This window comes from Nesterenkonia halobia (genome assembly GCF_039536005.1).
Classification (GTDB): domain Bacteria; phylum Actinomycetota; class Actinomycetes; order Actinomycetales; family Micrococcaceae; genus Nesterenkonia; species Nesterenkonia halobia.
This window is the reverse complement of sequence record NZ_BAAAYG010000005.1, coordinates 174441-200673: the sequence shown is the minus strand read 5'-3', so window position 1 is coordinate 200673 and position 26233 is coordinate 174441. Positions and strand designations below refer to the sequence as shown.

The window sequence follows — 26233 nt, the reverse complement described above, 5'->3', positions numbered from 1 at the left end:
GCATGCCGCGGCCCGCGGCGCGGCAGTCAGCGACAGTCTCGGCGGCGCGTGTGCACCGGAGCAACGGCTGTCGGCCGCACCTGGCCCGCGCGAGCCTCCGCCCACCTCAGCGACTGATCGACAGCCCGTCCTGCGTCGGCGTAATATCGCCCCAGCTCGTGTGCTCCATCACACCTCGCCAGGAGGGTTCCATGTCCGTGGATCTGGCCGAACGGTCCGCCCCGCTGCAGCGCATCACCGCCGAACCGGGGTTCAACCGCTGGCTGATCCCGCCGGCGGCGCTGGCCATCCATCTGTGCATCGGCCAGGTCTACGCGACCAGCGTCTACAAGACCGCCCTGGTGTCACACTTCGACACCAGCCTGACCGCCGTCGGCGTGATCTTCTCGATCGCGATCGTCGTGCTCGGTCTCTCCGCGGCGCTGTTCGGCACCTGGGTCGACCGCAACGGCCCGCGCCGGGCGATGCTGGTCGCCGCCGTCTGCTGGGCGACCGGCTTCTTCGTCGGCGCGGCCGGGATCTACACCTCGCAGCTGTGGCTGGTCTACTTGGGCTACGGGGTGATCGGCGGCGTCGGCCTGGGCATCGGCTACATCTCGCCGGTCTCCACGCTGATGAAGTGGTTCCCCGACCGCCCCGGGCTGGCCACCGGGATGGCGATCATGGGCTTCGGCGGCGGCGCGATGATCGCCGGCCCGCTCTCCTCGGCGCTGCTGAATCTCTATGACACCGCCCCGGCCGGCTCCGCCACGGCCTCGGGCTCGGCCGTCGGCGGCCTCTTCCTGACGCTCGGTGCGGTGTATCTGGCCGTCATGCTCTTCGGCGCCTGGCTGGTGCGCGTGCCGGCGCCGGGCTGGGCGCCGGCCGGCTACGACCCGTCGCAGGCCACGACGCGCTCCCTGGTCACCGACGGCGACGTCCGGGCGAACACCGCGATCCGCACCCCGCAGTTCTGGCTGCTGTGGATCCTGCTCTTCTGCAACGTCACCGCCGGCATCGGCATCCTCGAACAGGCCTCGCCGATGATCCGGGACTTCTTCCGGACCGACGGCTCCACCGCGATCTCCGCGGCCGCCGCGGCCGGATTCGTGGGCCTGCTGAGCCTGATGAACATGCTCGGGCGCTTCGTCTGGTCCTCGACCTCCGACGTCGTCGGGCGCAAGGTCACCTACCTGATCTACCTGGGCGGCGGCGTGCTGCTCTACACGCTCCTGGCCGCCCAGGGGCAGGTCTCAGTGATCCTGTTCGTGGTGCTGGCCGGAGTCATCATCAGCTTCTACGGCGGCGGCTTCGCCACGATCCCCGCCTACCTGCGCGACCTCTTCGGCACGCTGGAGGTCGGGGCGATCCACGGCCGGCTGCTCACCGCCTGGTCCGCCGCCGGCGTCGTCGGCCCGCTGATCATCAACGGCTTCCTCGACGCCCGCGGCGAGCCGGGGGACCTCGTCGCCGCCGACTACCGGCCGGCGCTGTTCACCATGGTCGTCCTGCTCGTCGTCGGGCTGCTGGCGAATCTGCTGGTCCGCGCCGTGCACACCCGCCACCACGTCGACTCGGCGGAGCAGCCGACGTCGACGGCGCCGGCCGGGGACGCGGGCGGGCCGACGGCGCCGGCCGTCACACCCGCCGGGGCCCCGCCGGTGCCGGTGTGGCTGCCCTGGGCGATCGTCGGGCTGCCGCTGGTCTACGGCGTGCTGCAGACCGCCGGCAGCGCTCTGAAGCTCTTCAGCTGAGCACGCGCGGCGAGCCTCGCCGCCGGCCGGGGCTCACGGCGTGCGGCGGCGCAGCAGCCAGAGCAGATACGGCGGGCCGAGGACGGCGACCACCAGTCCGGCCGGCAGCTGGTCGGGCGCGATGGCCGTGCGCCCGAAGGTGTCCGAGACCGAGACCAGCGCCGCGCCCAGCAGCACGGCCAGCGGGACGAACCACCGGTGGTCGCGGCCGACGAGCATCCGGGCCATATGCGGGGCGGCCAGCCCGACGAAGCTGATCACCCCGACGCCGATCACCGCCGTCGCCGAGAGCAGCACCGCCAGCAGCAGCACCGTCGAACGCACTCGGGCGGTGCGCACGCCGAGCACCTGCGGGGTGTGGTCGTCCAGCGAGATCAGGTCCAGGTCCCGGCGCAGCAGCCAGACCACCGGGATCGCGGCCAGCAGCATCACCAGGATCGGCACCAGGTCCTCGCCGCCGGCGCCGAAGGTCGAGCCGCCCAGGAAGGCGATGGCAATCGCCTGCTGATGCGGCATGGCCGAGGAGATCATCAGCTGGGTGAGCGCCTGCGCGGCGGTCATCAGCCCGATGCCGACGAGCACGACCTGCTGCGGAGAGCTGCGCCTCCCGCCGGCGAGCAGGAAGACCACAGCCCCGGCGACCAGCGAGCCGACTGTCGCCCCGGCCGACATCGACCAGGTCCCGGTGCCGAGGACGATCAGCGCCAGCACCGCCCCGGCGCCGCCGGAGGCGGCCACGCCGAGGATCCCCGGCTCGGCCAGCGGATTCCGGGTGACGGTCTGGACCAGGGCGCCGGCCAGGGCCAGCGCCCCGCCGGCCAGCAGCGCCGCCCCGACGCGGGGCGCCCGGAAGTCCAGCGAGAGCTCGATGGCCCGGGCGGCCTCTCCGGAGAGCCACAGCTGCAGATCGCCGAGCCGCAGCCACCAGTCCCCCAGCAGCATCCCGGCGCCGGCGAGCACGGCCACCAGCGCCGCGGCGGCGACGAGCATCAGCACCCGACGTCGCAGCCCCACGCCGGTGGGGAGCGCGACGGCGCTGATCTCCTGGCCGCCGCCGGTCGCCGGCATGCGCAGGGCGAGCACGATGAGGAAGACCGCGCCGAGCAGCGAGGTCACCACGCCGGTAGGGATGGAGACGCCGAGGGTGCTCTCCCCCGCCCAGTCCGCCAGCGCCCGGACGCCGACGTCGGCGGCGATCACGATGAGCGCGCCGAGCAGCGCCGAGCCGGCCACGGCCCAGGTGAAGCGGCCGAAACGGGTGAGTCGGCCGGCGAGCAGCCGGACGATGGCCGGGGCGCAGAGGCCGACGAAGCCCAGCGGCCCGACCATGGTCACCGCCGCGGCGGCCAGCACCACGGAGAGCACCAGCAGCAGCGCCCGCAGCCGCGCGACCCGCACCCCCAGACTCTGCGCGGCGTCGGAGCCGAGGCCGAGCATGTCGGTGCTGCGCGCCAGGAGCAGCAGGCCCAGCGTCGCGACGCCGATGACCGGCAGCAGCGGCAGCAGCCCGTCCATGCCGGCCAGGTTCAACGTCCCCGCGCCCCAGAGGAAGAGTCCCTGGGTGGACTGGGAGTAGAGCATCATCAGCGCCGCGGTCACCGAGCTCATCCCCAGGGCGACCACGGTGCCGGCCAGCACCAGGCGGATCGGGGCCTGCTCGGAGAAGCCGGCGAGCAGCAGCACCGCCCCGGCGGCGGCCAGCCCGCCGAGGAAGGCCAATGCCGCGGAGCTGAGCATCGGCAGCGAGAGCCCGAAGGCGGCCGCGGCGGTGAGCGCCAGGTGGGCGCCGGCGTTGACGGCCAGCGTATCCGGCGAGGCCAGCGGGTTGCGGGTCATCGCCTGCAGCGCGCAGCCGGCCGCGCCCAGCGCGGCGCCGACGACGAGCCCGCCGACCAGTCGGGGCAGCCGCGAGTCCAGCGCGATGCCGCGCAGCAGCTGCCTGGTGGGGTCCTCGGCGGCCGCCGGGTCGGAGAAGACCGCGGAGAGCAGCTGGGCCGGCGTCGCCGTGGAGGTCCCCTGGGTCAGGTGCACGGCGGCCAGCACGACCAGCACGGCGGCGCCGAGGACCAATGCGGCCGTCGCCGCCGCCCGGGCCCGCGCCGGGGCGTCGCGGCGCGGCGGGGCGTCAGCGCCGCTGTCGTCGAGGACCGGCGACGACGCCGTGCGGGTGCCGGGCAGGCTCATGCGCCGGCGTTCTCCCCGGTGTCCTCCCCGGTGTCCTCCTCGGCGTGCTCAGCGGCCGTCTCGGCCAGGTGCTCCACGACCTGCTGCGAGGAGGCCGGTCCGCCGTAGATCCACTGGCCGCGCAGCTGCTCGACGGCGTCGTTCTCGACGAAGCCCAGCGAGGTCCAGGCGCTGTTGTTCTCCAGCGGCTCCAGCGCGTCGTCCGACTCCTCGGTGCCGAGCCAGCGGTAGAACAGCGTGTCCTCCGGCAGTGCGCTGAGCCCCTCGACGTCGGACTCGCTGATGCCCCAGATCTCGTCGCCGGACTTCTCCCAGGCGGTGGTCAGTCCGATCTCCTCACCGAGTGCCTGGACCTGCGCGCCCGAGCCGTGCATGCGGAAGGTGGCGGTGTTGCCCTCCACGCTGGCGTAGGAGACGGTGAACGGGGTTCCCTCGGCGCCGGCCTCGGACAGCGTGGACCGAGCGTCGTCGAGCGTCTGCTCGTACTCGCTCCAGACCTCGTCGGCCTTCTCCTCGGACCCCAGCAGCTCGGCGGTGGTGCGGAAGTTCTCCTCCATCGTGCCCAGCGGGTCTTCGGTGTCCGCGGAGGTCAGCAGGACCACCGGGGCGATCTCCTCGAGATCCTCGATCTGGTCCTGCGGCACCGAGTTCGCCGACCCCAGGATCAGGTCCGGATTCGCCTGGCCGATCGCCTCCAGGCTGGGCTCCTGACGCTGGCCGACGTCGACGGCGTCCTCGGGCAGCTCCACGGCGGAGTTCCACTGCGCGAAGGTCTCGGCGTCGGCGATGCCGACCTGCTCGCCGCCGAGCGTCGCGACGTCCTCGGTCTGCGCCCACTCGAGCGTGACCACGCGATCGGCGGGCTCCTCGAGGGTGACCTCCTCGCCCGAGTGGTCGGTGACGGTGATCGGGCCGGCGTCGCCGGAGGACTCCTCCTCGGAGCCGCCGACGTCGGTGGTGCCGCAGGCGGTCAGCGAGAGGGCGGCGACGGCGGCGAGCGAGAGCAGGCGCACCGGCTGGGCGGAGCGGAGGACGGTGGAGGACATCGAGGGGTTCCTTCGGTCGGGATGGACGGACGGGCCTGGTGCGGGCCCGCGGAGGGTATGTCGAACAGGTCAGGCCGGCACGGCGAGGGCCTCCTCGCCGGCGGCACCGGCGATCTCGGCGCGGGCCGCCGAGGCGGCGGCGCGACGGCCGGTGCGCCGAGCGCGCACGGTCAGCCGCCCGTCGGGCATCTCGACGACGTCGACGGGCACGTCGTAGACGCGGCTGAGCCGATCGGAGGTCATCACCTCCGTCGGCGCCCCGGCGGCGACGACTTCGCCCTCGGAGAGGAGCACGACGTGGTCGGCGATGTCGGCGGCCTGCTCGAGGTCGTGGAGCACCACCCCGATGGTCAGCCCGTGGTCGTCGACGAGGTCGCGGATGAGGTCCAGCAGGCTCATCTGGTGCTTCAGGTCCAGGAAGGTGGTCGGCTCGTCCAGCAGCAGCACGTCGGTCTGCTGGGCCAGACAGGCCGCCAGCCAGACGCGCTGCAGCTGGCCGCCGGAGAGCTCGGCGACCGGCTGGTGCGCGAGCTCCTCCAGGCCGGCCAGCGCCATGGCGCGCTCGACGGCCTCGGCCCCGCCGGGGTCGACGCGGGAGAGGCGGCGACGGTGCGGATGGCGGCCGAAGCCGACGACGTCGACGACGGTCAGCCCGGTCGGCGTCGGGCGCTGCTGGGCCAGCACGGTGAGCCGCCGGGCGAAGGCGCGCGGCGAGTACGAGGCGGCGTCGACGTCGTCGAGGCTGATCTCCCCCTCGGCGTCGGACAGCCGACAGAGCCCGCGCAGCAGCGTGGTCTTGCCGCTGCCGTTGGGGCCGATCAGCGCGGTGACGCCGCCGGGGCGCAGCGCGACGTCGACGTCGTGCACCACACGGCGGGCGCCGTAGGCCACGGAGACGCCGCGGCCGTCGAGCGGAGTGCTGCGAGCCTGGTCCGTTGAATTTCGCACACGGGCATCTTACCTAATAACAGGCAGGCGCGCCTCACCTTTTTCCGGACAGAGGTCGGCCCCCGCCGCACAGGCGGCGGGGGCCGACCTCTTCTCCCGCATGGACGGAGTCGTTCAGCGGACGAGCTCCCGGATCAGCCGGCCGCGTCCACCCGCTCGCGCAGCTGCTGCAGCTCGTCGAGGATCGGCTGCGGCATCGAGTCGCCGAAGCGGTCGAACCAGACCTCGATGTCGTCGAGCTCGGCCCTCCACTCCGCGGGGTCGACGCGCAGCGAGTCCTCGAGCGCCTCGTCGGAGATGTCCAGGCCCTCGAGCTCCAGCGACTCCGGAGTCGGAGTGAGCCCGATCGGCGTCTCACGCGCCTCCGCACGGCCCTCGAGCCGCGCGATGATCCAGGTCAGCACGCGGGTGTTCTCCGCGAAGCCGGGCCAGGCGATCTTGCCGTCCCGGCCGCGGCGGAACCAGTTGACCAGGAAGATGCCGGGCAGCTTCTCCGGATCGGCGGCGCCGGAGACCTCGATCCAGTGCTTGAGGTAGTCGCCGGCGTCGTAGCCGATGAACGGCAGCATCGCCATCGGGTCGCGCCGCACCCGGCCGACCTCGCCGGCCGCGGCGGCGGTGGTCTCCGAGGACAGCGTCGCGCCGAAGAAGATGCCGTGGGTCCAGTCGCGAGCCTCGGTGACCAGCGGGATCGTGGTCTTCCGCCGGCCGCCGAAGAGGATCGCGTCCAGCGTGACCCCCTCCGGGGCGTGGAACTCCTCGGCGAGCATGTCGGTCTGCTCGATCGGAGTGCAGAACCGCGCGTTCGGATGGGCGGCCGGCCGATCGGCGTCGGGCGTCCAGTCCTCGCCCTTCCAGTCGATCAGATGCGCCGGCGGCTCCTCGGTCAGGCCCTCCCACCAGACGCCGCCGTCGTCGGTCAGCGCACAGTTGGTGAAGATGGAGTTGCCCTTCGCGATCGCCCGCATGGCGTTGGCGTTGGTGCTCCAGCCGGTGCCCGGGGCGACGCCGAAGTATCCGGTCTCGGGATTGATCGCGCGCAGCTCGCCGTCGTCGCCGGGGCGGATCCAGGTGATGTCGTCGCCGAGGGTCTCGGCCGTCCAGCCCTCCAGCGTCGGGTCGATCAGCGCCAGATTGGTCTTGCCGCAGGCGGAGGGGAAGGCCCCGGAGATGTAGTGCGTGCGTCCCTGGGGGCTGGTGAGCTTGAGGATGAGCATGTGCTCGGCCAGCCAGCCCTCGTCGCGCCCCATCACCGAGGCGATGCGCAGCGCGAAGCACTTCTTGCCCAGCAGCGCGTTGCCGCCGTAGCCGGAGCCGAAGGACCAGATCTCGCGGGTCTCCGGGAAGTGGACGATGTGCTTGTCGTCGTGGCACGGCCACGGGACGTCCTGCTCGCCCGGGGCCAGCGGCGCCCCGACCGAGTGCACCGCGGGGACGAACTCGGCGTCGAGCTCCTCCATCCGCGCCAGCGGCCGCGCGCCGATGCGCGTCATGATGCGCATCGAGGCCACCACGTAGGCCGAGTCGGTGATCTCGACGCCGAACTTCGGATCCGCGGCGTCCAGCGGACCCATGACGAAGGGGATGACGTACATCGTCCGCCCGGCCATGGAACCGGAGAACAGGCCGCTCAGCGTCCGGCGCATCTCCTCAGGGTCACGCCAGTTGTTGGTGAAGCCGGCGTCCTCCTCGCGCTCGGAGCAGATGAAGGTGCTCTCCTCCACGCGCGCGACGTCGGAGGGGTCGGAGAAGGCGGCGTAGGAGTTCGGGAACTCCGGGCTGGTGAGCCGGGTCAGGGTGCCGGCGGCGACGAGCTCGTCGGTGAGCCGTCGGTTCTCGGCCTCCCCGCCGTCCACCCAGTGGATGCGGTCGGGGGTCGTCAGCTCCGCGATCTGGCTGACGAATTCGTTCAGGGCTGTGTGCGTCGTCGGCGACTCCGCGACGATGTCAGCACCGGGCGTCATTGCAACGGTGGCGACCATTGTTTCCCTCCGTCGGGTCCTGCGGGCGCTGCTGGGCCATCCGCGATGCAGGGCGGACCCTCTCCGTCTCGCCGGTGAGCCGGAGCCGATCGTCGGACACGCCGTCGTGTCCGCCGAAGCCCACATCTGTGATCCAGCAGGTGCTCATACTGTAGTGGTCCGCACCCCTCCACTTCAGAGCGTGAGGCCGCATGACGGCACATCAATCGATTTGTGTGATGAAGATCACGCACTGCGCTCCAGGAAAGCACCGACCAAGACCGCCCCGTCTCGCGCACCGAGACTCGGAGACATCACGCCTCGGCCAGCGGGATCACCTTCGGCGTGCCCGACTGCGGGTCGCGGGTGATCTGGCAGGACAGCCCGAAGACCTCGGCGACCAGCTCGGCGGTGATGATCTCCTCGGGCGGTCCGGCGGCGGCGATCCGACCGCCGTCGACGACCACCACGTGGTCCGCCCAGCGGGCGGCCTGGTCGAGGTCGTGCAGCACGGCGACCACAGTCCTGCCCTGCTCGCGGATGGCCCGACAGAGCCGCAGCACCTCCACCTGGTGGGCGAGGTCCAGGAACGACGTCGGCTCGTCGAGCAGCACATGCTCGGTGTCCTGGGCCAGGACCATCGCGATCCAGGCGCGCTGGCGCTGTCCGCCGGAGAGCTCGACCACTGGCGCCTCGGCGAACTCGGCGATGCCGGTGGCCTCCATGGCGTCGGCGATCGCCTCGTCGTCGCCGACGACCCACTGGCGCAGCGGCGAGTGGTACGGATGGCGACCGCGCGCGACGAGCCCGCGCACCGTCACGCCGTCGGGCACCACCGGCGACTGCGGCAGCATCGCCACCCGGCGGGCGATGCGCCGAGACTTCCAGCGGGTCAGCGGCGTGCCGTCGAGCAGCACCTCGCCGGCGCGCGGAGTCAGCGTCCGCGCCAACGTCTTCAGCAGCGTCGACTTGCCGCAGCCGTTGGGTCCGACGACGGCGGTCACCCGCCCGTCCGGGACCTCGAGGCTGAGATCCTCCAGGACCGGGCGCGCGCCGTAGCCGACGGTCAGCGACGCCGCGCGCAACGACGCCGGCGGCCGTCCGGCGGGCTCCGCCGGGCGCACGTCGTCGTCGCCGTCGAGGCGCCGGGGCGTGCTCTCGATGAACTCAGGCACTGGCCCTCCTCCATTCCACGATCAGCAGATGGCCCAGATAGACGCCGCCGACGCCGGCGGTGACGATGCCGACCGGCAGGCCGTCGAGGAACGGCAGCTGCTGGGCGGCCAGATCGGCCGAGACCAGGATCATCGCCCCCACCAGCGCGGAGACGGCGAGGTTCGGCCCCGGTGCGCGGGTCAGTCGCCGGGCGATGTGCGGGGCGGTCAGCGCGACGAAGGAGATCGGCCCGGCGACGGCGACCGCCGCGGCGGCCAGCAGCACGGCCAGCACGATGGCCGCCGTCCGGGTGCTCGCGGCGCCCGAGCCGAGTGTGTCGGCGAGCTCGTCGCCCAGATCCATGGGCCGCAGCCGGTGGGCGAGCAGCACCAGCGCGGGCAGCAGCACCGCCAGCGCGACGCCGATCAGCGCGGCATGCTCCATGCTGCGGGTGCCCAGCGAGCCCATCGTGTAGGCGGCGAGGTCGTGGGCGGCGTCGTGCAGGGCGACGGCGACGACGTAGTGGGTCAGCGCCGTGGCCATCGAGGCCACGCCGATGCCGGTGACGATGACCCGCGCCGGCGAGGCGAAGCCCACCCCGCTGGACCACCAGACGAGCAGGATCGCGATCCCGGCGCCGACCACTGCACCGATCGGGGCCGGGACCATGCCGCTGCCGAGCAGCGTGGTCATCGCGACGCCCGCCCCGGCTCCGGCGCCGAGGCCGAGGACGTCCGGACTGCCCAGCGGGTTGCGGGTGACGGTCTGGAACAGCGACCCGGACAGGCCCAGGGCCAGCCCGACGCCGACGGCGACCAGCAGCCGCGGTCCGCGCAGCCGCTCGAGGACGAACTCCACCTTCCCGTCGGCCTCGCCGGCGAGCGCGGCGACCGCCTCCGCGGGCGCCACGCCGAGACTCCCGGCCGAGAGGGTGACCAGCCCGCAGATCAGGATCAGCGCGCCCAGCACTGCGGCCACGGTCAGATTCCGCGGAGAGACGGGCAGCGCGACGCGGGAGCCGAGGCGCAGCAGGCGCGGGGCGGCACGGCGGGTTCCGGGACGGGCCGCGGCCGCTGCCGGCGTCGTCGCCGGAGGATCCTGCCGCGCCGTGGTCGGCATCGCGGTGCCCGGCGGGGCCGCGGAGGCCGGCGGCGCCTGCTCCTCCGCGCGCTGGGTCGTCGTGCTCATGCCGTGACCCTCCCGCGACGGACGGCGGCCAGCAGGAACGGCGCGCCGACGAAGGCGGTGACCGTGCCGACCATCACCTCCTGCGGCCAGGCGACGAGCCGGGCGACGACGTCGGCGGCCACGAGCAGCGCCGCGCCGAGCAGCACCGCGACCGGGATCTGCACCCGGTGGTCGGCGCCGACCAGTGCGCGGACGACATGCGGCACCGCCAGTCCGACGAAGGCGATCGGGCCGACGGCGGCGGTGGCCGCGGCGGCCAGCAGCGTGGCCGCGGCGATGGCACCGAGCCGCACGCGCGCCACCGGAGCACCCAGCGAGACGGCGACCTCCTCGCCCAGAGTCAGCGAGTTCAGCCCCGATCCGCAGGCCAGCGCCAACAGCAGCCCCAGCACGATCGCCGGCAGCACGGTGACCAGCGTCTCGGGCGAGGCCCCGATGAGCGAGCCGACCACCCAGTGCCGGTAGGAGTCGAAGACCGCGGGCCGCAACAGCGTCATCGACTGCACATAGGCGCCGAGCACGGCGGAGACCACCGCGCCGGCGAGCACCAGCGGCACCACGGAGGAGCCGCCGGCGCGGCGGCCGAGCAGATAGGAGATCAGCACCGCGACCACGGCTCCGGGCAGCGCGGCGAGCACGAGCATCTGGCCGGTGGCCGCCCCCAGCAGCGCGGTGACGGTGACGACCGAGGCGGAGGCGCCCATCGTCACGCCCAGCAGCCCGGGCTCGCCCAGCGGGTTGCGCGTCACGCCTTGGATGAGCACGCCGGAGACCGCCAGGGCGGCGCCGACCACGGCGCCGGTGAGCAGACGCGGCACCCGGCCGGCGAGGACCATCTCCATGTAGGGGTCGCCGTCGCCGGTCAGCACGCGCCAGACCGGGCCGACGTCGACCGACCCTCCTCCGACGACGAGGCTCGCCGCGGCGGCGACCAGCAGCACTGCGGCGGCGAGGCCCAGCGCCGTCGCCGTCGGGACACGACGACGGCCCGCCGCCCGGGGTGCGGGCGGCGGGTCGACGTCGGAGGCGGAGCGTCCGGGCGCCGCCGTCGGCGGGGTCGCGGCAGACGCCGGACGGGTCTCCGGATCAGTCCTGCTCGTGCTCAGCGACAGCCTCCTCGATCATCGGGACGTAGCGCTCCAGGACCCACGGCACCGTCAGCGGGTTGATCATCGACGAGGCGGTGACCAGCGCCGGGTCCTCCGGGGCGACCAACGCCCCGCGCTCGACGGCGGGGATGGACTGGTAGAGGTCCTGCGACTCGATCTCCTTCCGCGTCTCCGCGTCCGAGTAGAAGGTGAAGATCAGGTCCGAATCGGAGAGCATGTCGGCGTTCTCCAGACCGATCATCGCCGAGTCGGTGCCTTCGACGTCGTACTCCTTCAGCTGCTCGCTCTCGGTGACCGGATCCGGGGTGAGGCCGAGCTTGTCGACCATCGCCGCCCGCTGCTCACTCGGATAGAAGACGCCGAGGGTCCCCGGGCCATCAGTGTAAGTGTAGGAGTAGGTGATGTCCTCCCACTCCGGACGGCTGGCCTCCTCGAACTGCGCCTCGATGTCCTCGATGAGACCTTCGGCCTGGTCCTCCTTGCCCAGCGCCTTGGCCACCGTCTTGATCTGTCCGTCCCAGGTGACCGTCCAGGGTTCCTCCTTGTAGGCGACAGTCGGGGCGATGTCGGAGAGCACGTCGTACTGCTCCTGGTCGATGCCCGTCCAGGGGGCCAGGATGACGTCGGGCTCGAGGTCGACGATGGCTTCGACGTCCATCTCATCACCGCCGGTGAACAGCTCCGGCGGCTCGTCGCCGTTCTCCTGGACCGCCTCGTGGATCCAGGGCAGATACCCGGAATCGTCGGCGCCCCAGGGGTACTCCTGCATTCCGACCGGAGTCACGCCGAGGGCGATGGCGGTCTCGGCGGATCCCTGACCGAGGGCCACCACGCGCTCGGGGTCCTCCTCGATCTGCGCGGTGCCGAGCGCGTGCTCGATGGTGATCTCTCCGGAGCCGTCGTCGGCGGAGCTGCCCCCGCCGCAGGCGGAGAGCGTCAGGGCGGCCAGGGCCGCGACAGCCGGCGTCGCCCGCCGCAGAGTCGGGTGAGGAGTCGGGCGTGTGCTCGTGGGCATCGGGGAAGACCTCCGGTGTCGGTGCTCGTGACGGCGGCCCGGTCGGGCCGTGAAGGATCCACCGACGTGATTAGATCAGCGGCGGATGACTCAATGCGAGTGAGCCTAACCTAACTCTCTGGCGATCGTGAACGTAGGTCGCTGGATGACACGCTCGACGCTGAGACCTGCCGCCGCTGAGCTTGCTCAGCACTGCACTGTGTGGCGTCCCGCACACCAGGCGGCTCGAATTTGTCGACCCCGAACGGTGGATGTATAGTCGTACAAGTCGTGATCGCGGGGAGCGGTCACGGAGACAAGTGAAGATGCGCCTATAGCTCAGCTGGATAGAGCGTCGGTCTACGGAACCGAAGGTCTGGGGTTCGAATCCCTATGGGCGCACCGCGAGAGAAGCCCCCGCATCCTGGTCAGCACAGGGATGCGGGGGCTTCTTCATGTCGCAGGACGGGCGGGCTGACAGACGACTGGTGCAGCCAGGCGTGCAACCGTTCCGCAGGTTCGCGCACGCGCATCCGTCCGAGCCTGGAGGCGCTCTGGATCCCGCGCCCGTCGTGCGCATACCCCCGCGCACCTGCCGGCATCATAGCGTCCAGCGGATTCCCAGCGGCTACCAGGCCCGCAGTCATGCCTCCTGTGTAGCGTGGTACTTACCTCATCAAGGTGCGAGTGATCCGACCCCCGGATCGGCCGTCAGTGCGCCCCCTCAGCGCTGGTCGATCCGGGGGTCTTCTCTGTCCGATTCTCACGGCATGATCCCAGCTGACTCCCGGGATGCCCTCAGGATGCGGCTCTATGGTGTGCTTCACCTTGCACTCGGGGGAAGCGAGGCGCATCCTGTGTGTCGGGTGCACGGCCTCTGAGCGGCCCTTCTGTGACGTGGATACGCGGGCCATCTCGGAGGCCTCCCCCGACCAAAGCTCTCCGCACGTGGGTCCACCCCTTCCCCGCCGACCTGACCGGCTGGCCTCGGCGCCCACCGTGTCCAGCCCTCGCTCTGGGTGTCTCCAGACTCGCTGAGTACTCCCCGCCGCAACGTCCCGGCGACGAGCACCCTGCACCGCCACCCCGCCGCGAATCCTCCATCGAGTGGCGGCTCCCCGCAGCATCTCCCCTCCCGACACGGCGTGTCGCCGGGGAGATGCCTCCGGGAGTCGCCATTCGATGTCGGGAGGGGCGCCCCGCCCCACCCCTCCCCGCGATGACGCGCCGTCCTCTAGGATGCGGGCATGACCTACTTGCTGCGCCGCATCGCTCGAATGATCATCCGTCAGCTCCGCCGCGGCGGCGGGAACCGCCGACCCCGCTGACCCGACCGCACCCAGTACCCTGGCAGGGCGATCGGTCCGACCGGTCGCCGTCGAGCTGACCAGGAGGGGGTTGCCCGATGCGCAGGCTGTGGCGTGGTCTGCCGGCCGCCGTGGCCAGCGCAGCGCTGATGCTCGGGATGGTGCTGGGCCTGGCCGGCTGCAGCCCGGATCCCGAGGACGACGTCGTGCGCAGCCTCGACATCGCCGTCGACATCGACGCACAGGGCACGCTGCACGTCACCGAGACCTATTCCTGGGATTTCGGCACCCGCGAGGGGCTGGGCTTCCGGCGCGATCTGATCCGCCGCGAGCCCGCCGAATCGGACGGGGATCGCCTGCGCGTCTACGAGTACGACGACTTCGAGGTCTCCAGCTCCAGCGGTGCGCCGGCCGATGTCTGGACCGAGGAGGACGGAGACATGCTCCGCGTCGGCGTCGGCTCCACCGAGGAGCGCGGCGAGACGCGGACCGGCGTCCAGGGGTACGAGCTAAGCTACACCGTCGACGGCGCGATGACCGCCACGACGCCCTCCGAGACCTCCGACGACGAGGCCGACGCCTCCCCTTCCCCCACCGCGCCCGACCTCCCGGAAGGGTCCGCCAACCCGGGCCGTCCGTCCTCGGCCCCCGCCGCCGCGCGGCAGATGCTGCATTGGAACGTCACCGGCCAGCAGTGGCAGGTGCCGATCGAGCATGTCGACACCACGATCACCGCCTCTGAGGCTCCGCTGCGGACCAGCTGTCAGGCCGGCGACGTCGAGACCATCCGCACCTGCCGAGTCGTCGAGGGCGAGGACAACGTCACCGTCACCGCCGCGGAGCTCGAGCCCGGCCAGGGCCTGACAGTACAGGCGACCTACCCGCCCGACACGGTCGAGGACGACGTCCCGCAGCTGATCACGCCTCACTGGAGCAATCCGCACCGCTACTGGCCCGCGATCGCGACGATCACCGACCCGGTCTGGACGGTGGTCGGGGCCTCGGCCGCCCCGCTGCTCATCGTCGTCGCCGTGATCGGCGGGATCTGGATGGTGCGCCGCATCCGGCGCGACCGGGACGACTCCTTCGTGGGGCTGCCTCCGGGGGCCCTGCCCGCACCGGACGCCGTGGACACCACGGCGACGACGCCGGCGCCTCGCCGCCCGAGCTCCCCGGCCCGCCCTGCTCCGCCCGAGCGGCTCGCACCGGCCGAGGCCGCCGTGGTGGCAGAGCGTCGTCTGCCGCCGCGGGCGGTCGGGGCGACGCTGCTGGACCTGGCCGCGCGCGGCCACGTGGGGCTGACTCCGTCCGGACCCTCCGAGGAAGTACCGAGCGCGGCATCGGCCGGCGAACCGGATCGGGACCCGGACGAGGACTCGGACGAAGCCCCGGACGAGGCCCGGGAACACGACCAGGACGCGGCACCGACAGCCCGGGAAGCCCGGGCCGAACCGAGCACCTGGCTGGTGCGCCGCACCGCGCCCGACCGTCCCGATTCACTCGCCGACTTCGAGGCCACGCTGCTCGACGGCCTCTTCGGCGACGGCGCGGGAGAGGACGACGCCCCCGCGGAGCCCGCCGCCGTGCGTCTCGACGACTCTCCCGAGGGGCTGAGCGAGGCCGTGGACCGCATGGACGAGCAGCTGCACCGACGGATCGCCGAGCGCCGCTTCTTCCGCGAGACGGTCGACCCGCGCCGGGCGCGGCCCCGCTGGGGCACGATACGCACCACCGCCGCGATCGCCGGAACCGTCGTCGGCGCCCTCGCCGCCATCGTGGCCGCCAACGGCTTCACCGACAACGCACCGCTCATCCCGGACTCGACGGCCGGACTCGCCGCCGTCCTCGCCGGACTCATCGCGCTCTGGCTCGTCCTGGAGTTCGCCGGGCGGAAGCTCAGCGTGGGACGCACCGCGCTGGGACGGGCCCACGCCGAGCAGGCCTGCGGCTTCCGCCGACACCTGGCCGAGACGACGTCTCAGCAGCTGCGCGACGCCCCCGACGCCCGACGCATCTCCCGCCACCTGGCCTATGCCGTGGCCCTGGGCGTCGCCGAACAGTGGGCCGCCGCCCTCGACGAGCTCGACGACGGCGCCTCCGCCGAGACCGCGCGCGCCATGGGCCTGGCCGGCGGTCCGTCCGGCTCGGCCGCCCTGCATCCGGGGGCGATGGTCGCCCTGGCCGGCTCCACGGAGTTCTTCGGCCACCAGGCGGTCGTGCCCTCCGGCCCCGGCGCCGCAGGAGGCATCGTCGACGGAGGAGCCGGGGCGGGCATGCCCGGCGGCGGTCTCGGCGGCGGAGGCGGCGCGGGCCGCTGACCGGCCACGACGGGCGGGTCTGCCTTCGACGTCGGGACAACACCCCCGCCCTGCCCGACCGCGCCCTGCCCGGCCGCAGACCGTCCGTGTCGCCGGCTGTCGCCCCTCCTGTTCCCACCGAGGCCCACACAAACCCACTGATACGTGTTGCAAACACAGAAGAACACAGATACAGTCGGTCATCATCGGCATGCACGTGCCGCGCATCACACTCGATCTGCCGCCGTCTCGGCGGCCCCGAGCCCGGAGGGATCACTCATGGCTCTGCTCGCCCCCGAACGCCACGACCGCATCCTCGCGCGTCTGCGCACCCGGACGACGGCGACGGTCCAGGAGATCTCCGACGAGCTGGAGGTCACCAAGGAGACCGTCCGCCGCGACCTCGACGCCCTGGAGCGCGCAGGCTCTCTGGAGCGCATCCACGGCGGGGCCGTGCTGGCCGGCTCCGGCGTCCGCGCCGAGACGCCCTGGCGCGAGCGCCAGTCCCGCCGGGCCGAGCAGAAGCGGATGATCGCGACCGCCGCGCTGGACTTCCTGCCGCCCAGCAGCGGCTCGGCCGTCCTCGACGCCGGCACCACCACCGAGGCGCTGGCCGACCTGCTCGCCGACGACGCCGCGGTGCCGCCCGCCGCTGAGGGCGGGACACGAGCTGTCATCACCGATGCAGTGCCCATCGCCCAGACGCTGGCCGACCGCCCGCATCTGGATCTGGAGGTGCTCGGGGGCCAGGTCCGCGGGATCACCGGCGCCGTGGTCGGCGACCAGGCGCTGGCCACGCTGGCCGCCCGCCGGGTCGACGTCGCCTTCCTGGGCACCAACGGCCTCGACGCCGCCTTCGGCCTATCCACCCCGGATGCCGCCGAGGCGGCGGTGAAGGCGGCGATGATCCGCTCGGCCCGCCGCAGCGTGCTGCTGGCCGACGCCACCAAGCACGAGGTCTCCTCCCTGGTGCGCGTCGCCGAGCTCTCCGCACTCGATGCGCTGATCACCGACGCCGAACCGCCCGCCGCGCTGCGCGCCGCCCTGGACGAGGCCGAGGTCGAGGTGGTGATCGCCCGATGATCGTCACCGTGACCCCGAACCCGAGCCTCGACCGCACTGTCGAGCTGGACGCCCCGCTGGCGCCCGGCGCCGTGCAGCGTGCGGCGCGGGCGACCTCCGAGCCCGGCGGCAAGGGCGTGAACATCTCGCGCGCGCTGGCCGCGGCCGGCCGCGAGACCCTCGCAGTGCTGCCCGGCGACGAGTCCGACCCGATGATCGCCGCGCTGGCCGCCGTCGACGTCCCCCACGCGAGCCTGCCGACCGGCGCCCCGGTGCGCACCAACGTCACCGTCACCGATCCGCAGGGCGTGACCACCAAGATCAACGAGCCCGGAGCGGCCCTGGACGACGCCCAGGTCGCCGCGCTGCTCGATCTCGCCGTCGCCCGCTGTCGCGGTGCGCAGCAGGTCGCCTCCGCCGGCTCGCTGCCGCCCGGCGCCCCGACGGATCTGCACGCCCGGCTGATCACCGCGCTGCGCGAGCAGCTCGGCGACGACGCCCCGCAGGTCGCGGTGGACTCCTCCGGACCGGCGCTGGCAGCCGCCGTCGCCGTCGGCCCGGAGCTGATCAAGCCCAACGCCGAGGAGCTGCTCGAGCTGGCCTCAGTGCTGACCGAGGACCGCGACGGCGACGGCGCGCCGGCCGACTGCCCCGAGGCTCGGCTCGCCGAGGAGGAGCTGGAGGCCGACCCGGCCGCCGCCGTCGCCCTGGTGCGCCGCCTGCAGTCGCACGGCGTGCGCGACGCGCTGGTGACCCTCGGCTCCCGCGGCGCGCTCCTGGTGTCCGCCGATCCGCAGGCGGCGGTGCTCCATGCCGACGGCCCGCCGCTGACCGCCCGGTCCACCGTCGGCGCCGGCGACGCCTCGCTGGCGGGTCTGCTGCTCGGACGGGCCGAGGGGCTCTCCGCCGAGGACGCCCTGCGTCGCGCGGCCGCCCACGGACGCGCCGCCGCCGCCCTCCCCGGCTCGGTGATGCCGACGCCGGACGATCTCGACCTCGACGCCGTCGTCGTGCAGCCGCTGCCGCGACGACCCCGCTGAGGTCCGTCCCCGCGCCCGCCGCGGCGCACCTCCGATCACTCGCCACCCCATATCCCCCGTCCATCGAAGGAACCCTGTCATGAGCAGCATCATCACACCGCAGCTGGTGAGCCTCGACGCTCTCGACCACACTGCGCCGCGCGAGGTCATCGACGCGCTCGCGGCACAGATCGCCGCCGCCGGCCGGACCGAGGACCCCGAGCAGCTGGCCGCCGACGCGGCCGCCCGCGAGGAGACCTCCCCGACCGGCATGCCCGGCGGCTTCGCCATCCCGCACTGCCGCACCTCCGCCGTCGAGGAGGCCACACTGGCCTTCGCGCGGCTGGCGTCCCCGGTGGACTTCGGCGCCAAGGACGGCCCGGCGGATCTGGCCTTCTTCATCGCCGCCCCCGACGGCGCCGACAAGGCCCACCTGACCATCCTCGCCGCGCTGGCCCGCTCGCTGGTCAAGGCCGACTTCGTCACCGCGCTGCGCGAGGCGTCCTCGGCCGAGGAGGTCGTCGAGCTGGTCCGCTCCGCCGTCGAGCCCCAGGCTCCGGCCGAGGGGGCCTCCGCAGAGGCGACGCCGGCGGGATCGGCCGCGCCGACCGCCGCCGAGACCTCCTCCGCGCACGACTCCGAGACCGCCTCCTCCGGCACCCGCCGGCTGGTGGCGATCACCGCCTGCCCGACCGGCATCGCCCACACCTACATGGCCGCCGACGCGCTGAAGCAGGCCGCCGCCGACCGCGGCGTCGAGCTGCAGGTCGAGACGCAGGGCTCGGCCGGCGCCGAGGCGCTGCCCGCCGAGGCGGTCTCCGGTTCGGAGGCGGTCATCTTCGCCACTGACGTCGACGTCCGCGACAAGGCCCGCTTCGCCGGCAAGCCGGTGGTGGCCGTGCCGGTCAAGCGCGCCGTCGACGGCGCCGGCGAGCTGGTCGAGGCCGCGCTCGCCGCCGCCGACGACCCGCAGGCGGCCCGGGTGAGCGCCGCCGAGGCCGAGTCCTCGGACTCCGGCACCGAGGAGGACGAGCACTTCGGCAAGAAGATCCAGCGCGTGCTGATGACGGGCGTGAGCTACATGATCCCGTTCGTCGCCGCCGGCGGTCTGCTGATGGCCCTGGGCTTCCTGCTCGGCGGCTACAACATCACCGACGTCTCCGAGGACGTCGCGCTGAACAACGCGCTGTGGAACCTGCCCTCCGGCGACGAGCTGCCCGAGGACTTCGTCGGCATGGGCCAGCTCGGTGCCTACCTCGGCGCGGTGGCCTTCACCATCGGCAACGCCTCGATGGCCTTCCTGGTGCCGGCGCTGGCCGGCTACATCGCCTTCGGCATGGCCGACCGGCCCGGCATCGCCCCCGGCTTCGTCGCCGGCTCGGTCGCCGGCATCATGGGCGCCGGATTCATCGGCGGCATCGTCGGCGGCGTGCTCGCCGGCCTCGTCGCGCACTGGCTGCGGTCGCTGACCGTGCCGCGCTGGCTGGCCGGACTGATGCCGGTGGTGATCATCCCGCTGCTGGCCTCCATCGTCTCCTCCGGGCTGATGGTCCTCTTCCTCGGCGGGCCGATCGCGCAGCTGACGTCGGGTCTGGAGTCCTGGCTGTCGGGCATGACCGGCACCGCGGCCATCCTCCTCGGCCTGGTGCTGGGCCTGATGATGTGCGTCGACCTCGGCGGCCCGGTGAACAAGGTGGCCTACTCCTTCGCCGTCGCCGGCCTCTCCGCCGGCTCGGTGGCCGACAACCCCGCCCCGCTGATGATCATGGCCACAGTGATGGCCGCGGGCATGGTCCCGCCGCTGGGCATGGCGCTGGCGACCTTCATCGACCGCCGGCGCTTCACCGCCGCCGAGCAGGAGAACGGCAAGACCGCCGTGCTGCTCGGCGCGGCGTTCATCTCCGAGGGGGCGATCCCCTTCGCCGCGGCCGACCCGCTGCGCGTGCTGCCCTCGTCGATGGTCGGCGGCGCCGTCACCGGCGCGCTGACCATGGGCTTCGGCATCACCTCGCAGGCTCCCCACGGCGGCGCCTTCGTGTTCTTCGCCATCGACTCGTTCCCGCTGTTCGTCCTCGCGGTGCTGATCGGCGCGGTGGTCACCGCGCTCACCGTGGTGGCGCTGAAGCGCTGGGTCCGCCGCAGCGAGCCCGCCGAGACGACGGCGGCCGAGCCGGTGGCGGCCTGACACCGGCGCGAACCGCATAGGATGGTTCGCAGACCCGCGACGGCGCCGTCGTCGCGACCCTGAGGATCCCCTCACCGACCCCCATAGTCACATCGATCCAGGAGGACGACCCCATGGCCCAGAGGACCGCCACCATCGGCTCGAAGGCCGGCCTGCACGCCCGCCCCGCGGCCGTGTTCGCCGAGGCCGCCGGCTCGCAGTCGGTGCCGGTGACCATCGCCAAGGCCGACAACCCGGAGGAGACCTTCGATGCCAGCAGCATCCTGGGCCTGATGGGCATCGGCGCCGAGTACGGTCACGAGGTCGTGCTCACCGCTGAGGGCGACGGCGCCGAGGAGGCGCTGGACGCGCTCGTCGAGGTGCTGGAGACCGAGCAGGACGGCTGAGTCCCGCCGCATCTCCCGCGCCCGCCGCGCGACAGCAGGGGCCGCCGATCGGATGATCCGGTCGGCGGCCCCTTCGTCTGCCGGGCTGCGCTCAGACTGTGCTCGGTCCGCGCAGGCTGCGGCTCAGTCCCAGAACTCGACGAGCCGCGCGTCGCGGCCGTCGAGCTCGGCCCAGGGCTTGTCGACGCGGAAGCGGGCCAGCCCCGCCGTCGGCCAGCTGCCGGCCATCCGCAGCACCGGCTCCTCCTCGGAGCCTGCCGAGGCCAGCTCGCTGCTGAGCTCCTGCACGCCGGGCATATGGGCGATCACCAGCAGCGAGCGCACCGTCTCCGGCGTCTCGTTGATCACCGAGAGCATCGCGCGCGAGGAGGCCAGATACAGCCGCGGCTCGTGGTACGCGGTCGACCCCTTCTCCCCCAGCTGCTGGCCGACCCAGGTGCAGGTCTGCCGGGTGCGCATGGCGTCGGAGCAGATGATCCAGTCGGGATGGGCGCCCGCATCCAGCAGGCGCGCCCCGACCGCCCGGGCCTGGTCGGCTCCGCGGTCGGTCAGCGTGCGGGCATGGTCCTCCTCGCTGAAGGAGTGCCCGGCCTGGGCATGGCGGAGCACCAGCAGCTCGGCAGTCGACATCAGAGCCTCAGTTCGGGTCGAGGTCGCAGGGCAGATCAGGTCGCAGGGCAGATCAGATGGAGTATTCGGGCGCAGCCCAGACGGTGACCTCGGGGTGCTCGTAGAAGCGGTACCCCTGGCCGCGGACGGTGCGCACAGTGTTCGCCAGCCGGCCGAGCTTCGAGCGCAGCCGCCGGATGTGGACGTCGATGGTGCGCTCGTTGGGCATCTGGTCCGGGTCGGCGTGGCGCCACAGCGCGTGCAGCAGCTCCTCGCGCCCGACGGTCCGCGACCCGTTCTCGACCAGGTAGTTCAGCAGCTCGAACTCCTTGTAGGTCAGGTTGAGGTCCTCGCCGTCGAGCTTGACCTCGCGCCGCGAGAGATCGATGAGCACTCCGGCCGACGACGGCGTCTGCGGGGCCGCCAGCGGGGCGTCCGCGGCGCGGTGGGCCACTGTCGGGTCTCCCAGGGCCTGGCGGACCACTTCCAGATCACCGCCCTCGGCGGCCGCCGAGGCCATGGCCATGGCGATGTGCACCTGCGAGTCGGCGGCGATGGACTCGACGTAGTCGCGCATCTCGGTGGCGATGCGGTGCAGCGAGGTGCCGGCCGCGGAGGCGGCGTCCTCGTCGAGGCCGACGTAGACGACGAAGCCGCGGGCGACGACGTCGGGCTGGACCATCTGCGGGCCGCCGCCGTTCTGCGCTACCACCGGGACCGGTGCAGTGCGGGGCTGGGCCTCGGCCGAGGAGGCGGAACCGGCACGCCGCGAGCGTCCGCCGCGGGCCGCCGAGGACCCGGTCGACTGCCCCGCGCTGTCGTCCTGGCCTCCGCGCACGCGACGGGCGCGCTCGGCGCGACGGGCCGCGTTGCGCACGGAGACGTGGACGTAGCCGGGGTTCTGGGCCTGGCTGGAATCGGCGGACATGTGACCTGCTCTCTCCTGGCTGGTGCCGCTGGTCTCGTCAGTCCAGACTCTCCGTCACACATGAAATTTGCAAGTAATATAGAGGCAGATCTTTCACATCGTGAGACAATACGGGGTGACTGTGTGCAGGATCACACTGCGTCCCGCACGACTCCCCGCATGCGACCCCTCGTCGCAGCACGCCCGACCGCGGAGCGCGGACGACCTCACCCCACGGTCAGATCCCTGTGAGATCAGCGGAGGAGCACCATGGGGAGGTCCGCCGCGACCACCGGTCCCGCCGGATCCGCGGCGGGGGCGGGGCCGCCGCGGAGGTGAGCAGGCCCGGCGTACCTCCTGTGACTGAACACCTGCTGGACGCCTCCCGGACAGCCCGAGTCGGCCTCGGGTCGTTCTCGGGCAGTCTCAGCGAGTCCAGGAGAGTCTCGGAGGCGCCGGCCGGTGCTATTCGGCCAGGCCGTAGAGCCGATCGCCGGCGTCGCCGAGGCCGGGGACGATGTAGGCGTTCTCGTCGAGCTTCTCGTCGATGGCGGCAAGGTACAGCTCGACGTCGAGGTCGCCGATCTCCTTCTCCAGCCGCTCGATGCCCTCCGGGGCGGCCAGCAGACAGATGCAGGTCACCTGCTTGGCGTTGCGCTCGGTCAGGAAGCGGATGGACTCGGCCAGCGTGCCGCCGGTCGCCAGCATCGGATCCAGCACGAAGACGTGGCGGCCGGTGAGGTCGTCGGGCAGCCGCTCGGCATAGGTGATGATGTCCAGAGTCTCTTCATTGCGCGCCATGCCCAGGAAGCCGACCTCGGCCGTCGGGATCATCGAGGTCATCCCCTCGAGCATGCCCAGCCCGGCGCGCAGCACAGGGACCACCAGCGGCGTCGGACCCGCCAGCTGCGTGCCCTCGGTCTCGGTGACCGGGGTGGTGATGGTGACCGGCTCGACGGCGATCGAGTCGCTGGCCTCGTAGGAGAGCAGCATCACCAGCTCCTGGGTGAGCTGGCGGAAGTGGTTCGAGCTGGTCTCCGCCCGACGCAGCTGGGTGAGCTTGTGGGCGATCAGCGGGTGTTCGACGACCTGTACGCGCATGATTCCAAACTACCAGCAGGCACAGCTCGGTAGGCTGGCCGCATGCCCGCTCCCGAGACGCCCGAGGCCCGGCACGACGCCGACTCCGGCGCTTCCGACGCCTTCGACCCCCGCTCGGCCGCGACGCAGCGCACGCTGATCGGCCGGTGCCTCGAGCTGGCCGCCCGCGCCGAAGACGACGGAGACGTGCCGGTGGGAGCCGTCGTGGTCGCCGGCGACGGCACCGTGCTGGGCACCGGATCGAACACCCGCGAGCGCGACGTCGACCCGGCCGGCCATGCCGAGATCAACGCGCTGCGCGAGGCCGCCGCGGTCCGGGGCAGCTGGCAGCTGGCCGACTGCACCCTGGCGGTCACTCTGGAGCCGTGCCCGATGTGCGCCGGGGCCATCGTGCTCTCGCGGATCCGCACGGTGATCTTCGGCGCCTGGGACGAGAAGGCCGGCGCCTCCGGCTCGGTCTTCGACATCCTGCGCGAGCCGCGGCTGAACCACTGGGTCGAGGTCCATCCGGGCGTGCGCGAGCCCGAGTGCGCCGCGCAGCTGCGCTCCTTCTTCGCCGACCGGCTGCGCTGAGCGCACCCACGCCGCATACACCGGCCATCGGCCCGGGACAGCCGCCCTGCCTGACCCAGCATCAGTCGAGCCGGCCGACGGGACCGGCGCTCCAGTCGTCGAGCAGCGTCGCCTGCAGCCCTTCGATCACCCCGGCGTCGACGATCAGGCGGATCATGCCGGCCGGCGAACCGCTCCGCGTGACGAGCACCCCGGCGCCATCCTCCAGCGGGAAGGGGACCATGCTCCACGGCGATCGCCGGCCGAAGAGGGAGGCCGCCCGCGCGCTCACGCGGCCGGCTCCGCGAGCCTCCCCGAGCACAGCTCCGCCGCGCACCGCCCACCCCGACACATCCTCATGGAGGAGGGCCGCGAGCCCGCCGACGTCGCCGCCGGCGCACGCCGCGACGAAGCGCTCGACCAGGAGGTCGAGCTGCGGGTCGGGCGGCGGGGCTGCGGCCGTGACCCCAGACGGCGAGTCGCGGATCGAGCGCCGCGCCCGCGATGCGAGCTGGCGGCAGGCGCCCGGCGTTCGCCCGAGAAGCGTCCCGATGTCGTCGAACGGCAGCCCGAAGACGTCGTGCACCAGGAAGGCCGCGCGCTCGCCCGGGGTGAGCCAGTCCAGCACCGCCGCGAGCGCACGGCGGTTCTCGTCGTCGAGGGAGATCCTGTCGGCCGGATCGTCGGACGAGGCAGCCGACGCAGGCGCGAGGTCCAGAGCGGATTCGGCCGGATCGACGGGCGTCGTCAGCCGACGGTGCGCCGAGCGCAGCCGGTCCAGCGCGATGCGGCGTACGACCACCACGAGCCAGCCACGCGCATCCCGCACCGCCTCGACCTGTGCGGAGAGGCGTGCATAGGCCTCGGCGACCACGTCCTCCGCCCCGTCCGCATCCGCCAGGATGCGCCTGGCCGCGGCCAGGAGATAGGCACGGTCTTCGCGCCAGGAGGCCGAGATGCGGGCCGATCTCGCCACATGGTCCGCTCTGCCGGATGCAGGAATGTCCATATCACTCCAGGACGATCGGATCACCGTCAGTGTGACAGCGCGTCCTCGATTCCGGTCACATTCGCCGGACCGGAATCGTCCTGCTGAGTATGGACACCATCCCTGACATCACACTCTGGACCCTGCAGTGGTTCCTCTCGTGCTGGTTCGTCGTGTCGACCGCAGTCGCCCTCCCCCTGGTGCTGAGCGGCCGGCTGGGAGCCGACCGGGTTCCCGGGTTCGCCGCCCTGTCCCGCCCGATGCTCACTTTCATGGGGATCGCCCACATCGCAGGCGGCATCGGTCTCGTGCTGCCTCAATCCTTCGGCGTCCTGCCGTGGCTGACTCCGACGGCCGGGCTCGCGCTGGCCGTACAGTGCTTCATGGCGGCCGGATACCATCTGCGAGCCGGCGAGGACGCCCTCGAACCAGCGCTGTGGGGACTGCTGTGCGGTGCGGTCTTCATCGGCCGGATAGATCTGCTCGCCGGCGCGACGAGCCTCCCACGCCTCACGCCGGTCGTCGTGGTCGCCGGACTGTTCGCCGCCCTCGTGGTCAACCTGGCCCTCCTCCTCCGCGGCCCGCAGAGCCCGCTGCGGAGGGCGGAGGAATGACCAGGAGGATCGTGGCCGCCGAACGGTCCGCGGCCCGCGACCCGCGGGCGCCGCCTCCCACGCTTGCTATCATCGGCCGGTGCTCTCCGACCACGCCTTTCCCGACACCCTGTCTCGCGCCCTGACTCGCGCCGAGTCGCTGATCGCCGAGACCCCGGACTACCCCGAGCCCGGCGTGCTCTTCCGCGACATCTCGCCGGTGCTGGTCGACGCCGCGGCCCTGGGGGCGGTGACTGAGGCGATGATCGCTCCGTTCGCCGGAACGTTCGACGTCGTCGCCGGCATCGAGGCGCGCGGCTTCCTGCTGGCCGGCACCATCGTTGCCACCGCCGGCGTGGGCACGCTGCCGATCCGCAAGGCCGGCAAACTGCCGAATCCGGCAGCCTCGATCGAATACCACCTGGAGTACGGCAGCGCGGCGATCGAGGCGCCCGGGGTCCTGCCTTCCGGCGCTCGGGTGCTGCTGGTCGACGACATCCTGGCCACCGGCGGCACGCTGGGCGCCTCGCGGAAGCTGATCGCCGAGCTCGGCGGCGAGGTCGTCGGCGCCTCGGTGGTGCTGGCCCTCGACGAACTGGGCGGCGAGCGGGTCGCCGGGCCGGTGCATTCGCCCTTCCACGCCTGAGGAGCCGGGGCGCGGACCTCGAATTGGTCCGCGCGGGGGACCTCCGGTAGCATTGTCAGGTCTCAAGGTGACGTGTCCGAGCGGCCGAAGGTGCGACACTCGAAATGTCGTGTGCGGAAACGCACCGTGGGTTCGAATCCCACCGTCACCGCCGAGCGAAGAGCCCCTGACCGGGAGTTTTCCGGTCAGGGGCTCTCTTTGTCGGCGCAGATGCCCTGTCGTGCCGTCGCCGACTTCTCGCCGCCGACTCGTCGATGCTGATG

General features: G+C 72.6%; 21 protein-coding genes and 2 tRNA genes. 11 read left to right on the top strand and 12 right to left on the bottom strand.

Annotated elements, in window-relative coordinates; genetic code table 11:
• Positions 1 to 191 precede the first annotated feature (191 nt).
• Positions 192 to 1733, top strand: a complete 1542-nt coding sequence (locus ABD652_RS07470) for an OFA family MFS transporter (RefSeq protein ID WP_344719821.1) — start codon at positions 192 to 194, stop codon at positions 1731 to 1733.
• Positions 1734 to 1766: 33 nt separating this feature from the next.
• Here ABD652_RS07470 and ABD652_RS07465 read toward each other — a convergent pair whose 3' ends face one another.
• The 8 genes from ABD652_RS07465 to ABD652_RS07430 all read right to left on the bottom strand — a co-directional run bounded on the left by ABD652_RS07465 (position 1767) and on the right by ABD652_RS07430 (position 12339).
• Positions 1767 to 3917: an iron ABC transporter permease gene (locus ABD652_RS07465; RefSeq protein WP_344719819.1), complete on the bottom strand. Its 2151-nt coding sequence runs from the start codon at positions 3915 to 3917 to the stop codon at positions 1767 to 1769.
• Positions 3914 to 4963, bottom strand: coding sequence for an ABC transporter substrate-binding protein (locus ABD652_RS07460; protein WP_344719817.1), 1050 nt, complete (start codon positions 4961 to 4963; stop codon positions 3914 to 3916). The genes ABD652_RS07465 and ABD652_RS07460 overlap by 4 nt, the downstream gene beginning before the upstream one ends.
• 69 nt (positions 4964 to 5032) lie before the next feature.
• Positions 5033 to 5911 (bottom strand): ABC transporter ATP-binding protein, encoded by an 879-nt coding sequence (locus ABD652_RS07455; protein ID WP_344719815.1) that lies wholly within the window; start codon positions 5909 to 5911, stop codon positions 5033 to 5035.
• A gap of 134 nt (positions 5912 to 6045) precedes the next feature.
• On the bottom strand, positions 6046 to 7875 hold the full coding sequence (locus ABD652_RS07450; protein WP_344719813.1) for a phosphoenolpyruvate carboxykinase (GTP): 1830 nt from the start codon (positions 7873 to 7875) through the stop codon (positions 6046 to 6048).
• Positions 7876 to 8186: 311 nt separating this feature from the next.
• A complete protein-coding gene (locus ABD652_RS07445) occupies positions 8187 to 9047 on the bottom strand; it encodes an ABC transporter ATP-binding protein (RefSeq protein ID WP_344719811.1) in 861 nt (286 codons plus the stop codon).
• Positions 9040 to 10215 (bottom strand): FecCD family ABC transporter permease, encoded by a 1176-nt coding sequence (locus ABD652_RS07440; protein ID WP_344719809.1) that lies wholly within the window; start codon positions 10213 to 10215, stop codon positions 9040 to 9042. The genes ABD652_RS07445 and ABD652_RS07440 overlap by 8 nt, the downstream gene beginning before the upstream one ends.
• Positions 10212 to 11156, bottom strand: coding sequence for a FecCD family ABC transporter permease (locus ABD652_RS07435; protein ID WP_344719807.1), 945 nt, complete (start codon positions 11154 to 11156; stop codon positions 10212 to 10214). Before ABD652_RS07435 ends, ABD652_RS07440 begins: the two co-directional genes overlap by 4 nt.
• 145 nt (positions 11157 to 11301) lie before the next feature.
• Positions 11302 to 12339 (bottom strand): iron-siderophore ABC transporter substrate-binding protein, encoded by a 1038-nt coding sequence (locus ABD652_RS07430; RefSeq protein WP_344719806.1) that lies wholly within the window; start codon positions 12337 to 12339, stop codon positions 11302 to 11304.
• A gap of 307 nt (positions 12340 to 12646) precedes the next feature.
• Between ABD652_RS07430 and ABD652_RS07425 the strand changes: the two genes are divergently transcribed.
• From ABD652_RS07425 to ABD652_RS07400, 6 genes are all read left to right on the top strand, one after another.
• A tRNA-Arg gene (locus ABD652_RS07425) sits at positions 12647 to 12720 on the top strand.
• Positions 12721 to 13723: 1003 nt separating this feature from the next.
• Positions 13724 to 15943 (top strand): DUF2207 domain-containing protein, encoded by a 2220-nt coding sequence (locus tag ABD652_RS07420; RefSeq protein ID WP_344719804.1) that lies wholly within the window; start codon positions 13724 to 13726, stop codon positions 15941 to 15943.
• Positions 15944 to 16201: 258 nt separating this feature from the next.
• On the top strand, positions 16202 to 17005 hold the full coding sequence (locus ABD652_RS07415) for a DeoR/GlpR family DNA-binding transcription regulator (RefSeq protein WP_344719803.1): 804 nt from the start codon (positions 16202 to 16204) through the stop codon (positions 17003 to 17005).
• A complete protein-coding gene (locus tag ABD652_RS07410) occupies positions 17002 to 18024 on the top strand; it encodes a 1-phosphofructokinase family hexose kinase (protein ID WP_344719801.1) in 1023 nt (340 codons plus the stop codon). The genes ABD652_RS07415 and ABD652_RS07410 overlap by 4 nt, the downstream gene beginning before the upstream one ends.
• A 79-nt stretch (positions 18025 to 18103) precedes the next feature.
• The gene (locus tag ABD652_RS07405; protein WP_344719800.1) at positions 18104 to 20188 is read left to right on the top strand and encodes a PTS fructose transporter subunit IIABC; all 2085 of its coding nucleotides are present in this window, start codon (positions 18104 to 18106) and stop codon (positions 20186 to 20188) included.
• Positions 20189 to 20301: 113 nt separating this feature from the next.
• Complete coding sequence (locus ABD652_RS07400; protein WP_153142979.1) at positions 20302 to 20574, top strand: HPr family phosphocarrier protein; 273 nt, start codon at positions 20302 to 20304, stop codon at positions 20572 to 20574.
• A 123-nt stretch (positions 20575 to 20697) separates the two neighbouring features.
• Here ABD652_RS07400 and ABD652_RS07395 read toward each other — a convergent pair whose 3' ends face one another.
• The 3 genes from ABD652_RS07395 to upp form a co-directional block, all read right to left on the bottom strand.
• Positions 20698 to 21204, bottom strand: coding sequence for a SixA phosphatase family protein (locus tag ABD652_RS07395; protein ID WP_344719797.1), 507 nt, complete (start codon positions 21202 to 21204; stop codon positions 20698 to 20700).
• A 52-nt stretch (positions 21205 to 21256) separates the two neighbouring features.
• Positions 21257 to 22111: a winged helix-turn-helix domain-containing protein gene (locus tag ABD652_RS07390; RefSeq protein ID WP_344719795.1), complete on the bottom strand. Its 855-nt coding sequence runs from the start codon at positions 22109 to 22111 to the stop codon at positions 21257 to 21259.
• Positions 22112 to 22555: 444 nt separating this feature from the next.
• Complete coding sequence (upp, locus tag ABD652_RS07385) at positions 22556 to 23191, bottom strand: uracil phosphoribosyltransferase (RefSeq protein ID WP_153142976.1); 636 nt, start codon at positions 23189 to 23191, stop codon at positions 22556 to 22558.
• Between the two features lie 42 nt (positions 23192 to 23233).
• Here upp and tadA point away from each other — a divergent pair, with 42 nt between their 5' ends.
• Entirely contained in the window at positions 23234 to 23764 is a 531-nt protein-coding gene (gene tadA, locus ABD652_RS07380; protein ID WP_344719791.1) for a tRNA adenosine(34) deaminase TadA, read from the top strand.
• A gap of 61 nt (positions 23765 to 23825) precedes the next feature.
• On the opposite strand, the gene ABD652_RS07375 is transcribed toward tadA, so the two are convergent.
• Entirely contained in the window at positions 23826 to 24752 is a 927-nt protein-coding gene (locus ABD652_RS07375) for a sigma-70 family RNA polymerase sigma factor (protein WP_344719789.1), read from the bottom strand.
• A gap of 89 nt (positions 24753 to 24841) precedes the next feature.
• Here ABD652_RS07375 and ABD652_RS07370 point away from each other — a divergent pair, with 89 nt between their 5' ends.
• From ABD652_RS07370 to ABD652_RS07360, 3 genes are all read left to right on the top strand, one after another.
• Positions 24842 to 25345, top strand: coding sequence for a DoxX family protein (locus tag ABD652_RS07370; RefSeq protein WP_344719787.1), 504 nt, complete (start codon positions 24842 to 24844; stop codon positions 25343 to 25345).
• Positions 25346 to 25424: 79 nt separating this feature from the next.
• Positions 25425 to 25970, top strand: coding sequence for an adenine phosphoribosyltransferase (locus ABD652_RS07365; protein WP_344719785.1), 546 nt, complete (start codon positions 25425 to 25427; stop codon positions 25968 to 25970).
• A 66-nt stretch (positions 25971 to 26036) separates the two neighbouring features.
• Positions 26037 to 26121, top strand: a tRNA-Ser gene (locus ABD652_RS07360).
• Positions 26122 to 26233: the final 112 nt, after the last annotated feature.